This is a genomic window from Citrobacter sp. CK206, from assembly GCF_030333125.1.
Classification (GTDB): Bacteria; Pseudomonadota; Gammaproteobacteria; order Enterobacterales; family Enterobacteriaceae; genus Citrobacter_B; species Citrobacter_B koseri.
In genome coordinates, this window is record NZ_JAOWGM010000030.1 from 494705 (window position 1) to 511401 (window position 16697).

Genomic DNA, 16697 nt, shown 5'->3' on the forward strand with positions numbered 1-16697 from the left:
AAGTGGGTTTTTCGCAGGTGGGCATTCAGCCCACTCGCGGATCAATCAGGAATTTTTCGCCCGTCGCTTTGCGTTCAAGCGCGCGTAAGACATCAGGATCAAGCAGATCGGCCAGGCCGATGGTCCGTGTGTAGTGGCTGGCGAAGGTGGTTGTCAGTTCATCGACGATCCGCTGGCGCAGTTGCTGAAGAACCGCCGGGGAAACCGTGTTGAGATAGTTAAACAGCAGCCATCCCGATATACTCCAGGCATAGCCGAGCCCGCCACGATCGAGGATTGTCGGGGCACTGTCCAGCCCGCCATAGATATACAGTTGCTTAAAGAGAGTGGAACCGTAGCGGCTATAGGCTGCGGTTTTGCGGGCGGCAGCGCGCTCCATAGCATTTATAATTTCAATACCCAGTTTGCCGCCGCCGATGGCATCAAAAACAACGGTCGCGCCGGTCTCTTCAATCGCATCGGTCAACCGGGCAGCAAAATCAGGCTCTTTGCTGTTGAGCACATAAGTCGCACCCAGTTCGCGCAGGATTTTTTCCTGCTCAGTGGTGCGCACGATATTGATTAACGGAATACCATCGGCCAGACAGATGCGCTGTAGCATCTGACCAAGATTCGATGCCGCTGCGGTATGAACAAGCGCTTTATGGCCTTCCCGAAGTGCCGTCTCCACAAAACCGAGTGCGGTGAGTGGATTAATAAAAATAGAGGCGCCATCGGCTGCTTCCACGCCCTCGGGCAGCACAATCAGATTGTGCATATCTGTCCTGCGGTAATCGGCGTACATACCACCACCGGACATCCCGACACGTTTACCGATAAAGGCTTGTGCATTTTTCCCTGCGGCCACGACGGTACCCGCGCCTTCGTTTCCAACAGGCATGGGTTGTCCCAGGCGGCCAGCGATAGCCGCCAGACGTTCTGATGGGACAGTCATCGTGACACGGCTGTCGAATTCCCGAATATCAGATAGATTCGCGGGGCCTAACAGCATGCCGCTGTCGCTGGGGTTAACCGGGGTCGCCTCGATCCTGACGATCACCTCATCGTCGCCCGGTTCGGTCAGTTCGACCTGCTCCAGAGACAGCACAAGTTCACCGCTTTTATCAATCGTCGAGCGTATTGCACGTCCACTCCAGCTCATACTCATCTCCTGCCGTTATTTATCGAAAACGTTTTCGTAAAGAGTGTACACTTAAATTTAAGTACAAGTGTAGTTTTTAGTCACCATAAGCGCACATTTAAGGAAATCGTTTTCGAAACAAGGAAAAGACATTGCCTGGTTTTACTGAGTAATCAGGTTTAGCTTGAATGGGTAAAGATCAATTGTTATTTGCATCGCAAATGAGGGGGCGATAGACGGGATGTTCCAGGGATAACACCTTCCAATACTACCTTTTCAGGCGAAGATTTCTGTACACCCATAGCATCCTCTTAAACGTACATCATAGACAAAGAGGCAGGGGGGATGTGGCAATTGATAACCTGGGCGGAGCTGCCCTGGGCGGGATAAGCGCATCAGGGATGCCGTCAAGGCATCCCTGCTTGTTTAAAGGATCAGAAGAAATCAATTCGCGTATTGATACCGACGGTGCGACCCATATTGACCTGCGCGACGGCGCTGCTGCCGTTCATGTAGCCATAGGTACGGTAACGACGGTCGAACAGGTTATCGACATAGACGGAAATGTTCATCCGTTCAGTCGCCTGCCAGCCCAGGCTGCTGTCCAGGGTGGCATAGGTACCTTGCCGCAACTGGTTGTCGCCATCGAAATAATGCGGCCCGACCAGATTAACCGCCAGTCGGGGCATCAGTGCGCCATAGCGCGTATCAATCACGCCGTTCACGCTGCTTCCCGCGCCATAACGTGGTACGAACGGCACCCGGTTACCGTGATACAACTCACTGTCATTGGTGAATTCGGAACGGATCACGTTGCCATTGATATCCCATGACCAGCCTGGCGCAAACCGCCACTTCGCTTCAAGCTCAACGCCGGTGGCGTCGGCTTTACCCGCATTGCTTAATGTCTGCATCCCGACCGGGCCAGAGTAAAGCTGCATGTCTTTGGTGTGGGTATAAAACGTCGCGGCTTGCAGCGTGACGTCAGCGGTTTCGTAGCGGGTGCCAAGTTCATAGTTGATGGATTTCTCGGCGACGAACGGTTTGGCATCAAGACCCGCAGTAGGCACGATGTTGTACCCGGAAGGTTTATATCCCTGGGCTACACGGGTATACACTCTCCAGTCGTCGGTCAACATATAGCCTGCGGATAGCTGTCCGAGCACCTGATCGTCATTGCTCTTACCCTGGTCGCCAAACGGATTACCGAGCATGCTGCCGTGATATTGTGTACTGGATTTATCATGCGAGAAGCGCACGCCGCCGCCGATATCAAAACGATCGGTTAAATGCCAGGTCAGGTCACTGTATGCGGCCAGCGTTTCAGCGGTGGTATAGCCGGTACTGCTTAAATAAGGCATTGTCGGCATGTCGTAGGCTGAATTTAACTTCTCGCGGGTGTTCTGCCGGTACAGCCCAAACACCATATCAACGGTACGCGCATCGCCCAGGGTTGCGGCGCGCAGCTCCTGCACATCCTGATTCCAGCGCTGAGGCATATTGACGATTAACGAACCGGAAGGGAAGGTGCGCGAATAATGCTGCTGCTGCCAGGCGCTGATCAGGTTGAAAACCCAGTCATCGGTGGTGTATTTCCCACTCAGGGTCTGGCTGTCAGTGCAGCGCCGCATGTACGGGTCTGGTGAACCATCGCTAATCGACAGCTTACGGCCCTTAATATCATTCCATCCCACATAGGCGTCCTGGGTGGCGCGGGTGCATTCGCGTGAGGCGGCAAAGCCCATTTCCCAGGGCTGGTCGTCTGGGGCGAGACGCAGTTTCACATTCCCTATGCTGGCGCGGGTGCCGCCTAAGTCATCGCTTCCCGTCGCGGGGTTAATCATGTCGCCGTCATCAACCTGGCGTAACAGGGTGACGCTGCCGTACAGCAGGCCATCCTGAATGGGGCCGCTCAGGTTGAACTTACTTCGATAACTGTCGCGGCTACTGACGCCGCCTTCAATATAGCCGCGCGGCGTGCTGTCCGGCTGCTGGGTGACGATGTTGATGATCCCGCCCTGAGCGCTTTTGCCATATAACGTTCCCTGTGGGCCTCGCAGCAACTCCACGCTTTGCACATCGGTAAGCGCCTGGATGGTGTTGGTGGAAAGCTGAGGGACGCCATCGACATACAGGGTGACGGCGGGGTTATAGAAGTCCTGCGCCGAAGAGACGCCGCGTAGCGAGATCGTCGAAAAAAGCATGTTTCCGCTATTTTCAATATTAAGCCCGGGCAACACTCTGGGGAGTTTGTCGCTGGCGGTAACGCCGGCGTCGCTTAACTCCGGCGCGCTGACAACGGTAGACGAGACATTGTTGGCTGATGCCGAGCGGGAAGATTGTTTACTGGCGGTAACCACCAGCGTGCTTTCGTCTTGCTGTGAAGTCTGGGCATTAGCAATGGCGGGGAGCAATAATCCCCCCAAGGCCAGAGGATAAAGCCGTGTCATTTTCATTGTTGTGAGTCCCTGTAAGACGGCGAAACGCCAAAAATACCGACAATGGTGAATTGAAAATGATAACTATTTCTAATAGTGGTGCTACCCGAAACGGGTTTATTTCAACCTGTTTCGGGTCGGTTTGCGCTTATTGGGCTGAATGGCGATAACGGTCGACGGCGAGAGCCGTCAGGCGTTTTTTGTCTATCTTGCCGACGGCGGTGAGTGGCCAGTGGTCCAGAAACTCGATTTGGTCAGGAATTTTCCACGCGCTGAGCCCCATACGGGTCAGTTGTTGACGCAACTGTTGATAGTCAGTTGGCACCTGCTGCGCGATGATAAACGCGCAGATCCGCTCGCCAAGCAGCGTGTCCGGCGCGGCGACCACCGCGCAATCTTGCACTTCCGCTAAACGCAGCAGTGCCGATTCCACTTCAGCAGCGGCTATTTTTTCTCCGGCGCGGTTGATCTGCTCTTTTATGCGCCCCTCAACGTGCAGGTTCCCCGCCTCATCCAGCCTGACATTGTCGCCTGTGCGGTAAAACCCTTGCGCGGTAAAGGCCTGCGCGTTGTGAGCAGGGGCGCGGTAATAGCCAGAAATGGTATAAGGGCCGCGCGTTAATAATTGCCCGGTTTCGCCCGGCGCGACGTCGTTCTCGTCTTGATCAACGATGCGGATTTCATCCAGAGGGGACAACGGGCGCCCCTGGCTGTGGAGAATGGTGGTATGCGGATCGTCCAGCCGGGTAAAACAGAGCAGGCCTTCCGCCATACCGAAGACCTGTTGCAGGGTACAGTCAAAGGTGGCGATAACCTGCTCAGCAAGCGTCGGGTCGAGCCGGGCGCCGCCTGCCTGAATGACGCGCAGCGACGAAAGGTCGCTGTCTTCCCACTCCCTGGCCTGCACCCATAATTGCGCCAGCGCCGGAACCAGGGCGACGTGAGTCACGCCTTCCTGCGCGATTAAAGGCATCACCTCATCACAGCTGGCGCTGTCGGTCAGCACCACTTTTCCGCCGCAGGCAAGCGTTCCCAGAATGCCGGGGCAGGCCAGCGGAAAGTTATGCGCCACCGGGAGGACGGCGAGATATACGCTCTGTTGGCTGATGCCGCACAGTTCAGCAGAAGCGCTGAAGTTATAGCTATAGTCGGCATGTCGGCGCGGGATGAGTTTGGACGTGCCGGTTGTGCCGCCTGAGAGCAACAACAACGCGGTGGCGGAAACATCAGGCTGCGGCCACGCCTGCCGCTCACCGTGAAGGGAGAAGAGCGGCGTAAAATCGTCGCTCACGGTCTCTCCTGCGACCAGGACATGACGCAAGCAGGCGTGTTTGTGCGCCATCTGTCGGGCCAGCTCTGCGTGGTTTTCCCCGTGAATAACGTAAGCGACGGGTTGCGCCAGCTCAATCAGCGCGTCGATATCCAGCGCCCGTTGCGAGGGCATCGCCAGCACGGGGATAACGCCCAGTCTTAACAAGGCGAACAGTAGGGTAACAAACGCGTTGTCGTTGGGAAGCTGCACAATCACATGTTCCCCCGAACGCAAACCCAGTGATGACAGACCTGCGGCAAGTTCGTCGACCCGTGCATCAAGCGCGCTGTAGGTTAACGATCCCTTTGCATCAACGACGGCAATTCGCGAGGCATAACGGGCCGCCCAGTGGCGCAACTGTTCGGCAATGGGTAAGGGATACTGCTCAATCAGAGATTCAAAGGAAGAGTTCATGCGTCACCTTTCTGAAGTGCTGGGCTGTTTTTGCAAAGCGGTCATTGCAGAAAATGCGTGGGGAAAATGGCGGACAATCTGCGTAAAAAAGGACCGGGCTTGTTGAATGGGATAGAAATGATCGCCGTCAATCACCACCGGGCCTGTAACGTGGCTCAGCCACTGACGCCAGGCATCGACCTGCTGCCAGGAGGCTTCGCGATCGTGGCTGCCGCACAATAACAGCGCAGGCGTGCGCAGCGGCGGACAGACGTCGGGCGAGTCGTAGTGATAGCTCTCGGTGGCGTAAAAATCAGCGCGCAGAAGAGGAAGAAACAGCGACATTAATTCCTGGTTTTCCCGCAGTTCAGGAGAACATCCGCCAATGTCTATCAGTTCAGCGATAAAGTCGGCATCATCGCGATGGCTGAGCTGGCGTTCAGAATGCAGATGCGGGGCATGGCACCCGGAAATAATCAGTCCTTGCGGCGCATGCCCCCGTTGCTCCAGAAGTCGGCAGGTTTCAAACGCCACCTGCGCTCCCATGCTGTGCCCGGCGAGTAAAAGCGGCGTGTCAGGCGATACGGACGCTTCCAGTTCGTTCGCCAGCAGTGCCGCCAGTTGTGTAATGCTTCTGAGCGGTTCCAGATGGCGAAGGCGATCGCGCCCCGGCCAGGTCACCAGAGAAAGCGCGCTGTTCGCCATTTGATTGTCTCGCCAGTGGCGAAACGCGCTACTGCTGCCGCCAGCGAAAGGGCACATGACCAGATGCGCAGTATTGCCGTTCCGGGCGGGCCATAGCGGGATGCACATTGCAGATTGCGTCACAGCGCCTCCTTATCATCATCGTTGTAGAAACCGGCTAACCGGTCGTGGTGCGGCGGCGTCAGGCGTCTGATCTCCGCATTGCCGGTCTTACGTAAAATCTGCTGCCATAAACGTGATAACGCGATCTGATGTACGCTTTGGCAGGCCGCTGGTGGATGTTCGCCCGCCAGATGGCTGCGCAACTGGTGTAGCAACCAGTTGACGCCCTCCGGCCCGACGGTTTCGCAGCAGTCGCGCCAGCTCAGAGGCGCCGCGCTGCGCGTCAGACCCGGCGGATCGCGCAGGATCTCCGGTCTGCGGTAGAGACTGTGGGCGTTCTCCTGATGGTCTGCGACAAACAGGCTGGATGACCAGATGATGGGGCCGTAGCTCGCCTCCAGCGAAAGATGACCTTCCGGCCAGCCCAGCAGCAGGCGGTGCATAATAAGGCTATGCATATCTGGATCGTCAGGATCGAGATAGCGCTGAAGCAGCAGACAGGCTTCTCCCTCCGGCCAGAAGAGTCTCAGACAGTGAAAATCGCTAAAGCTGCCGACCACGTCGCACTCCACGGCGGCGGCATCAACGCCCAGAGCCAGCAACAACAAATCCAGCGTGGAGTAGAGCAACTGTCGGCTGGTGGTGGCGTGGACTACCAGCGGCGTCTTAGCCAGGCAGCGACGCAGCTGCTGCGCATCGCGAAGCCATGTGCGTCCCGCGCGCGTATGCGGATAAAACGTGTTTACCCAATAGCAGCAGCCCTGTTCCTGCGCCAGCGTTTGTAAGGAACTGATGTCATCCGGGTGGAGGGGATGCTCCTGAATAACGTGTACGCCGCGCGCCAGAAAGTGTCTGGCAAGCTGCGTACCGGTTCCTCCGGCGACGGTCGAACGCACGACAATACAGGCGATATCCGGCATCCTGGTTATCTGTTCCGGCGAGGTATACAGCGGAATGCCAAACGCATGGGCCAGCTCTCTTGAGCGGGCGCTTCCCTGCGCCAGCAGGCCGACCAGTTCCAGCCCCTCCGGGGGCTGCATAAAGGCATTCAGGTACATTTCGCCAAATTTGGCGCCCACAATCAGTACGCGTTGTTTTGGGGAGGCGGACGGCATCATAACGTGTTCTCCGGTTGCGTTGAGGTTGCGCAAAGCCAGCGCGTAATGTGTTGCGCACAAGCCTGAACGTGGGGGGCTTCCATCATGATTTGCCAGTGGCTGGCTTCAATCACAGCGTCGTCGGCGTTGTTTATCCAGCCCTGCCACTCGGTTTCTGCTGGCGTCCAGCGCGCGGGTCTCCCGGCGGCATACACCATGAGACAGGGGACCGGAACGCTTTCGCCCGGCGTATGCTCAGTCAGTAAACGCAGCAGATGCGCGATGTTGTCGAGCCACGTTTCTGCCGCTTGCAGCGTCAGGTTTTGCGACACCATACCGGCCGTTTTAGCGAGGCTGATAAAGTCGGCAAGCTGGCTGTCGGGCGTCTGCTGGTCGAAATGTTCGGGCAGTGCCAGAGGCGTTTGTCCTTCGGCTAACAGGCGCAGCAGGGTCGCCCGGTTTTCGCAACAGAAATCCTGTCGGCACACGGGATCGATTAACACCATCCGAACCTGCTCGCCTTTGGCGTACAGGCGCTGTGCGGCGCCCGCCGCAAGAAACGCGCCATACGACCAACCCGCCAGCACATAAGGGCCGTGAGGCTGCTGACGACGGATGCACCCGACATACTCATCGATCATCTGGTCGAGCGTGGCAAAGCGCTGCGGCGATTTTGCTTGCAGGCCGAAAACGCGCCTGTTCAACGCGCTGGCGAGCGGCAGCCAGGCGCTGATATCGCCGTCTGAAGCGTGGAAGACAAACAGGGTTTCCTCACCGTCGCCCTGGCAAAGGGGTATCGGGTTGTCCTCTCCTGACGTAGCCGCCTGTAGATGGGCGCAGAAGTCGCTCAGCGTCGAATGGCTGAACAGATCCTGAAGGTTAGCCCTGGCAATCCCTCTCCGGTTTAGCTGCGCGACCATCCTTGTCGCCATCAGGCTGTCGCCGCCCAGTTCGAAAAAGTCGTGATGCCTTGCCACGGGGCGAGACAGCAGCGATTGCCAGAGTTCAGCCACCTGTTTTTCCAGCGCCGGATTCCCCCCGGCAACTGGCGTGGATTTGGCTGGCTCAATCAGCGCATCAGACGGGGCATGCAGCGGCGTAAATAACGCTTCTCTTTGCCGGATCTGTAAAACGGGCAGACCGGTGCCAAAGCGCTGCTGTAAATAGCGGCTCACGGCTTCTTTATCCGGGCGATTTACGCCAGGCGAACGCGCCACCAGCAGATGCTGGCGCAGCGGCGACGATTCCTGCGCGGGCCACGCCAGCTCGTTTGCAAACCCGGCCTGAACGAGAACCTCCTGCCATGCGGAGCGGGAGAGCATCGGTTTCTCATCCCGGCGGCGGAAATCGCGGTATCCGCTTAATCCCTCAATAAAGCCCACGCTCGCCAGCTGGAATACGCTGTTTCGCTCCGTCGCTTCAACGATCAGCAAACGTCCGCCGGCTTTCAGCAACAGTTTTAATCTGCGCAACGTCTGGACGACATGGCTGGCGTCGTGGAGCACATTGACGGCAACGATCAGGTCGTAACCCGCCTCCGGGTGGGCGGTGAAATCCAGCGGCTGGTTGATGTCGAACAGGGCATAAGACACCTGCGATTCATCATGGAAACGGGCTCTGGCGTCATTGAGGAACTGCGCGGAGACGTCCGTGAAGTGGTACGACTGCCGCGTGTTCCGCGTGGCCTTCAGCACCGGCGCGGTAGTGGCTGCGGTTCCGGCGCCAACCTCCAGAATCCGTTCTGCGCTGCACAAGGCGGCAATCTGCGCGGTATAGCGATTCAGACAGGCGCTGGCGGGGTTGTCGCGATACAGCGCGTCGGTAACGCGATGCTGCTCGTTGAACAGCAATTCCAGCGGAGAACGCTGCCCGGAGAAGAGGGCGTCGTGCCGGGCGATGCAGGTTTCCAGATACTGCGCCAGCGCCTGGCTCCATTGGCTTTGCGGGCACGCTTCCTGAGGCTCAGGAATCTCGCTGAGCGGAATGCGGCAGCGCCAGCTTTCACCTTCGCGGATTAACCACTCTCTTTCCGTCAGACACTGTAGCCACTGGCGCAGCAGACGCTGGTGAGACGCTTGCGCGGACAGCGCCTGTACTATTGCGCTAAAGCGATGGGCGATCTCCGGCGTGGTAAACAGGCCGTGACGATTTAGCGTGGCCGCGATCCCCTGTAGCGCACGCGCCTCCAGCCAGCGCCAGGTCGCCTCCAGCTCATCAAGCTGCGCCTGCTCAGGCAACGGCAGCGCCAGTTGGGTAAGTTCGTGCTCATCAGGCGTCGCCGCTGATGGCGACGGATCGTCGGCCATCACGATATCCAGCGTCAACGCGCCTTGTTCGGTCATTTCCGCTCTGGTCTGCCGGATGCCGGGGTATTCGAGCGTCGCCTGCTCAATATCTCGCAGGTCGTAGTCCGTCTGTGCGTTCAGCGGCCAGCGTCGGCGGGGAATGTGCCCGGCGATGCCGCTGGCGAGAGTCTTCAGGCTTTCAGGGGCGGCGATGACGGCTTGCAGGATGGCGCAATAGTCATTAAACATCGCCTCGGCAGCGCCGGGTTCCAGCACGTTGTCCATGCAGTACCAGCTAAACATCAACTCGCCGTCGCTCTCCATGACCTGATGATCCAGCCAGACCTGCGGCGTTTGCGTGAACACATAGCAGGGTTCGCCGAACAGATGGCTCATCGCCTGATCGATAGTCATGCCTTCCAGCGTCATCCCCAGCATACTGGTAAACACCACCGGCATTAGCGGTTGACGTTGTGACCCGCGCAGGCGGCCCAGCTCACGGATCACCTCAACACCGTTCATTTCACTGTGCGCCATGTTTTGCCAGAGGCGCTGTTGGGTCTGTTGCATCTGCTCTTGCAACGTCACCGGCGTTGAGAAGTTAAAATCAACCAGCGTGACGGAGGTAAAATCACCAATCAACTGGTTGATTTGCGGATGGATCGGCTGGCGATTGAAGAACGTCAGGTTCAGCGTAAATGCCGTGGTGCGGCTCCAGCGCTCAAGGGTGGCGGCAAACAGCGTGAGCAGTGCGGCAGACGGTGTGACGCCTTGCTGCTGCCAGCGCTGTTTCACGGCCTGCCATTCTGTCTTGCCGATCGTCGATTTGAAGGTGGTGAAGTGTGGCGTTTCCGGGGGTGTCTCAACCACCGGCAGCTCTGGCGCTAAGGGCAGTTGCGGCAGTTTTTCCTGCCAGTAATCCCAGGCATCGTGCCATGCCGATGTCTGTCGGCGCGCCTGTTCAGCCATCACATAATCACGGAAGGTAATAGCGAGCGGCGCCAGCGTTTCACCGCGCCAGACCTGCGCCAGATCGTCCATCATGACTTTAAAACTCTGCACATCGAACTGCAAAAGGTCGAGGTTCATGTGCAGGCGGTAATGGCAATCGTCGATTTCGCTGACCACCAGCTCAAAAAGAGGCCACTGGTCGGCAGGCAAAACGCGATAGCTCAGTTCATGCCGCCGTTTTTCCAGCGCGATGCGCTGTTCTTCCGGGGAAAGCGCGCGCAGATCGTTACGCTGGATGTGATACTCCGGCGTTGTCGCCAGGACTCGCTGCTGCCCGTCGGCATCAACCACCATGCGCAACATATCGTGGCGTGCGATGAGCTGGTTCCATGCGTTCTCCAGTATGGCGAGATCGAACTCATCGTGGCGTTTATCCCACTCAAACAGAACGTGACAGGCGACGCCGCCATAGCCAATGAGGTGGGTTCGCCCCAGCCAGTAGGCGTGCTGAATGGGCGTCAAAGGGAAGGGCGCATAACGCTCGTCGGCGTCGTGCCGCAACACTTCCGGCTGCGAAGCGGCAGGCGCCGCCTCTGGCTTAGAACAGATAAGCTGCGTGAGTCCATGAGGAGACAGATCCTGCCACGCCCGTTCCGCATTGATGCGTACGCCCAGGTAGTGCTGAATATCGCTACTGAGTTCAAGGAAGAGCAGCGAGTCCATGCCGAGTTGCAACAGATCCTGGTTTGGGCACAGTGACGCCGGATCGCTCAGCCTTAGCTGAACCGCAATCCGCTTTTTCAGCCATGCCATCACCGCCGTTTCATCGCTCAGGCTGCCGTTAAAGGCGTTGTCATCAGCAGGAGGAATGACAGGCGTTGCGGCTTTTTCTGTGGCGCTGATGTTAAACAGAGCCTGTTGTAACGGGGGCATTTTGTCGGTAAAAACGCGCATCGCCAGTCGCCACGGAGCAGCGCGCATCACCGCCTGTTCCAGGTGCCAGCAGCCTTCGGCATCGCTTAACGCGCCCATACCACGGCTGGCGAGCGTCGCCAGCATTTCCGGCGTGGCCGCCCGACCGCTTTCTCCCCATGCGCCCCAGGCGACAGAGAGCGTTTTCGGCGCATCAAGGGTGGAAAACTGCTGGGCCAGCCCGTCCAGATAGCCGCAGGCCAGCGCATGGGCGCTCTGACCCGGCGCGCCGAGGGTGGCGGCAGCGGAAGAGTAGAGAATAAGATAGCGTCCGTCGTGGTTGCGCAGGGTTTGCAACAGCTGGCTTGCCGCCTGCGCTTTTACCGCAAAAACGGTGGCCAGCTGGTGGTCGTCAAGCTCCTGCAAGGGCGCGTCAGCCAATACGCCAGCGGCATGAATCGCTCCGGCAATGCCGCCGTTGGCCGCCAGATCGTCAAGAACCGTGGCCAGTTGCCCGGCATCGCCCACATCACAACGGCAGACGCGCGTCTGCCCGCCCTCCACATCGCGTAGCCATGACTCATCCACGCGCGGCGCCAGCAGGGCGATGCGTCGCGCCCCTTTTTCTCTGAGCCAGTTCACGGCAAGGCGGCCTAATCCGCCAAACGCTCCGGTCACCAGATGCCAGCGGTTATCGCCGGTAAATACGTTTGCCGGTAATTCGGCGGCGCATCCCGTATTGAGCGCCAGTGAAGGGAGCCAGAGGGTGTTACCCCGCGCGGCGAGCCAGCGCTGTGATAGTGAGACTGCGCTCAACCCTTGATGCAGCGTTTCCCACGGGGTGTTTTCGGCGAGATCGATGGCGGCAATCAACCGTTCCGGCTGTTCGTTGGCCGCGACGCGAAGCAAGGCCCATAGCGCGTGATGGGACGCAGAGAGTGCTTCATTTTCCTCGACTCGCCACGCGCGGCGAGTAACCACAATCAATCCGGCTGCGCTGGCGGTGAGCGCAGCCATCACTTTCTCCGCTAAGGCCAGCGTATCCTCGCTCTCCTCAACAATCATCAGTCGCGAAGAGGCGTGCGGATCGTGAATGATGCCGCATTGCGCCAGCTCGTCGCTGCGCGCAAGCGTACCGGCGCTGAAGCTGAAGGTAAGCGGATGGTCAACGCTGGCGACGTTGAGGGGCGTCCAGAGCCATTGATAATGCGTCTGCGGCGCAGGAAGAGGCGCGGCGGGCGATAGCGGCAGCCACTCGCCAGCAGGATGACGGGCTTCAACGTGCATCTGACCGCGGGAAAAGGCTTCGTTTTGCCAGCTTAAGCGAACCTCCCCCAGCCACTCCGGGGCGGCGACGAGGGGCGGTTCCACAGGCAGAGCGTCGCCATGACGCTGTGAGAGCAGACGCCAGGCCTCCTGCCAGCGGGCGTTAAACCGTTCGGGCTGACCTGCGCAATCAGACCAGTCGGCGAGATAATCACCGTTATCCGTCAGCGCCTGCCCCAACACGGGTTCTGATGGCGCGGTGAATGTTACGGCGCTAACCGCCTGACCGGGCAGCGTGGCGAGAATGATATGTTCGCTCATCCCGGCGGTCGGGCTGCCATCCTGCGGTAGCCACGCCACTTTGCTGAATCCGGCGTGGCGGCACTGTTGCTGCCACTGAGCGGTGGTGAGGAATAACTCACCTTCGCGGGCGTCGAGATCCTGTAGCGGAAGAACCAGCGGGCCGAAAACGAAGTCAAACAGACGCATTGGCTGGGTGATTTCGCGCATCAGCAGGCGCCCGCCCGGCTTGAGCAGGGGGCGCAGATTATCGAGCGTGCGACCAATATGGCGGGTGGCGTGAATCACGTTCGCCGCCACAATGAGATCGTAAGACTGTGCCTGGAAACCCTGAGACTGCGCCTCTTTTTCGAGATCCAGCTCGCTATACTTCACAAAATCATAGTCGGCGAATTTCTGCTGGGCGCGGCGGGTGAACAGCGCTGAGATATCGGTGAAGTGGTACTCCAGCGCCGGAACGCCGTTGAGTTCCGGCAGCAGCCACGCGGTGGTGCCGCCGGTGCCGCCGCCAACTTCAAGAATACGTAACGGCTGGCGGGGCTGACGCGTCTGGACAATGCCGCGTAATACCCCGGCGGCGATTTGGTTGAAATAGCGGCCAAAGCTGAATTCCTGATACAGCACTTCCACGCCGTCGGAGGCGCTTTGCGGGAAGATAATCGCCACCGGTTCTTCCGCGCCGCTCATCATGTCATATAACCGATCGCCGGCACGGGCGATGGTGTCGGGAATAGCCTGAAAACCTTCACAATAACCGGCAAGTTCCGTCAGCAGTGATTCCCGCTGTTGATGTTCAATGGGGCGGGCGCGAGCGTATCGCCCGTCGGTGCAGCGGTAATCGCCGTCGACCACGCAGTTATTCAGCAGGCGCTGGAGTAGCTGCTGGTAGCGGGGCAGCAGACGTCCACGGCGCATGATGGTCATGGCGTCCACGCCGTTCTCAATGGCATCGCCGGTACAGCGTTGTACCAGTTGATCGACGTAGATGGCGTGCAGGCGCGTGGCGCACTGTTTAAGCGCTTCCAGGCGGGGGAGATCGAGCGCTGTCGCGGCGCGACTCGCCACCTCCAGCCCGGCAGACAGCGCTGCGTCGGCAGGCTCGCAGGCCGGGGAGACGCGCTCTTTCCAGTAACGCTCAGTATCAAACGGATAACATGGCGCAGCGATACGTTGTCCATCGCCCGCCAGCAGGTCGGCCCACGGTAGGGCGACGCCGGCAGCGTAAAGCTGGAGCAGGGCCTGATTGAGGACATCGCCCGCCTCTTTGTTACGCCGGGCGCTGGCTATCCAGTATGCGTTATCGCGGTATTCGCGCTGCCCGGAAGCAACCAACTGGGCATCGGGCCCCATCTCCAGAAAAACGCGGGCGCCGAGCTGATGCGCTATCTGAATACTCTGGATAAAACGCACCGGCTGGCGCATGTGTCGGCGCCAGTAATCCGCCTGGTTGAGCGTTGACTCATCAATGACGTCGGCGGTGAGCGTGGAAATAATCGGTATTTGCCCCGGCTCTGCGTGCAGCCCCGCGCAGGCGTCCTGGAACCGATCGAGTATCGGCTCCAGTAAAGCGGAGTGCGCCGCGCCGGTTACGCTCAGGCGACGATAGTTAATATCATGCTGCGAGAGCGTGGCGCAAAATACCGCGAGACGGGCTTCCGGCCCGGAAAATACCGTATGTTGCGTACCGTTGTTGGCGGCGAGATCCAGCTCAAACTGGCGAGCCAGCGGCATCAGCGTGTCTTCGTCTGCAAATACCGCCACCATCGCGCCGCTTGCGCACTGCTGCATTAGCGCGCCGCGCCGACAAACCAGTGGCATGACCTGTTCAATCGTATAGTGTCCGCAGACGACGGCAGCGGCAAATTCACCGACGGAATGCCCAATGGCGAAGTCTGGCTTCAGTCCTTCAGCGCGCCAGTGCGCCGCCATCGCGATTTCAAACGCGACAATCGCTGGCTGCGCCCAGGCCATATTGTCCAGCTGCGCCGAATCGGGGTTAAACATCGCTTCGCGCAGTGACGGCGTGAGCATTTCGCTACAGGCGGAAAAACAGCGATCCAGCGTGTCGGCAAACGCCGTTGAGTGCTGGTACATCGTTTGACCCATAGTGCGCCAGTGCGAGCCCTGGCCGGTAAACAGCCACACCTGCTTGCCGCTGGCGCCGTGGCCGCTGTAAACCAGCGCCCCCGATTTCTCACCGGCCCAGGCGCTGAGCGCCGCAGCGGTTTCACGGTTTAATGGCGCCGCCAGGCGGAAGGGAAGATCGAGACGGCGCGCGTGCAGGGCCGTGAAGGCCAGATTGCTGGCATCCGTATTCTCCCTCAGCGCCCCGGCATAATCCGTCGCCAGCCGCCGCAACGCGCTGTCGCTGGCGGCGCTGAGTAGCAGCGCGGTACTTTTTCTGCCGCCATCCGTATTGGGGAGGCGCGCGTTGAGCGCGTCGGGCAGCGAGGCGACGATCATATGGCAGTTGGTGCCGCCAATACCAAAGGAGGAGACGCCCGCATAGCGCATTTCGTCCTGCCACGCCTGCGCCGACACCGGTATGGTAAAGGGACTCTCTTCAAGCTTCAGCGCCGGGTTGGGGGTGTGAAAATTCAGTAAGGGGGGGATTTGCCCGCGGCTGACTGCCAGAACGGTTTTCAGCAGTCCGGCAATGCCCGCCGCGGTATCCAGATGCCCCATATTACTTTTCACGGAACCGAGCGCACAGCGCTGATCCTGCGGGCGAGGCGCATAGACGTTGCGTAACGCTTCAATTTCAATCGCGTCGCCCAGCGGTGTGCCGGTGCCGTGGGTTTCAATGTAACCTACCTGCCTGTCGTCGATGGCCGCCAGCATTAACGCCTCTTCGATGACCGCCTGTTGCCCTGCGACGGAAGGGGCGGTATAGCCGACCTTTCTGTTGCCGTCGTTGTTGACCGCGCTGGAGAGGATCACCGAGATAATCGGATCGCCTGACAGCAGCGCGTCTCTCAGGCGACGCAGCACCACGCAGCCGAGACCGTTACCGGCCCAGGTGCCCTCAGCCGAGGCGTCAAAGGGACGACAGTGACCATCAGGAGAGAAAATCATTCCGGGCTGGTAGCGGTAGCCCGCCTGCTGGGGGAAAGAGAGCGCCACGCCGCCGGCAACCGCCATATCGGATTCGCCTGCGCGCAGGCTTTCACAGGCCAGATGCACGGCAACCAGCGAGCTGGAACAGGCGGTCTGTACCGATAACGCCGGGCCGTGCAGGTTGAGTTTGTACGCGGCGCGGGTGGCAATATAGTCTTTATCATTGCCCATCAGAGATTGCAGACCTTTTACCTGCGCGACTTCTGTCACGTTCAATGCTTCGCGACCGGGGTAGGTACTCATCCGGGAAGAGGCGAAAACGCCGGTCTTATGGGGGACGGCGCCGGGGGCATAACCGGCATGTTCCAGCGCATGCCAGACCGCCTGCAAAAACAGGCGCTGCTGCGGGTCCATCGACTCCGCTTCCTGTCGCGAATAGCCAAACAGGGTGGCGTCGAAGCAGTCGGCGTTGTCTAACACCGTACCGATATTGACATAATGAGGATCGTCAATGATGGAGGCATCCAGACCGACGGCCAGAAGCTCTTCGCGTGTAAAGCGCCGGCTGCATTCACGACCTTCCAGCAGGTTTTGCCAGAACGTTTCGCCATCCGGCGATTCAGGAAAATGGCAGGCGTAGCCGATAACCGCGACAGGTTCGCAGTCCGGGTAGTGTTGAGCGATCGATGCATCAATGGAATCTGCTGTCGGCGCAGAAGAGAAGCGCAAGTTATCCATAATCGGTCCCGTTTCCTAAGA

General features: G+C 59.1%; 6 protein-coding genes. All 6 read right to left on the reverse strand.

From position 1 onward, the window contains the following. Positions 1-25: 25 nt before the first annotated feature. The gene (locus OGX81_RS19635) at positions 26-1141 is read right to left on the reverse strand and encodes a zinc-binding dehydrogenase (RefSeq protein WP_104868585.1); all 1116 of its coding nucleotides are present in this window, start codon (positions 1139-1141) and stop codon (positions 26-28) included. Positions 1142-1554: 413 nt separating this feature from the next. Next, positions 1555-3576: a siderophore yersiniabactin receptor FyuA gene (gene fyuA, locus OGX81_RS19640; RefSeq protein ID WP_000784549.1), complete on the reverse strand. Its 2022-nt coding sequence runs from the start codon at positions 3574-3576 to the stop codon at positions 1555-1557. Between the two features lie 130 nt (positions 3577-3706). Then, complete coding sequence (gene ybtE, locus OGX81_RS19645) at positions 3707-5284, reverse strand: yersiniabactin biosynthesis salycil-AMP ligase YbtE (protein ID WP_104868586.1); 1578 nt, start codon at positions 5282-5284, stop codon at positions 3707-3709. Positions 5285-5287: 3 nt separating this feature from the next. Continuing rightward, positions 5288-6091: a yersiniabactin biosynthesis thioesterase YbtT gene (gene ybtT, locus OGX81_RS19650; RefSeq protein ID WP_104868587.1), complete on the reverse strand. Its 804-nt coding sequence runs from the start codon at positions 6089-6091 to the stop codon at positions 5288-5290. Next, positions 6088-7188 (reverse strand): yersiniabactin biosynthesis oxidoreductase YbtU, encoded by a 1101-nt coding sequence (ybtU, locus tag OGX81_RS19655; RefSeq protein ID WP_104868588.1) that lies wholly within the window; start codon positions 7186-7188, stop codon positions 6088-6090. The genes ybtT and ybtU overlap by 4 nt, the downstream gene beginning before the upstream one ends. Continuing rightward, a complete protein-coding gene (gene irp1, locus OGX81_RS19660) occupies positions 7185-16676 on the reverse strand; it encodes a yersiniabactin polyketide synthase HMWP1 (protein ID WP_104868589.1) in 9492 nt (3163 codons plus the stop codon). Before irp1 ends, ybtU begins: the two co-directional genes overlap by 4 nt. Positions 16677-16697 lie beyond the last annotated feature (21 nt).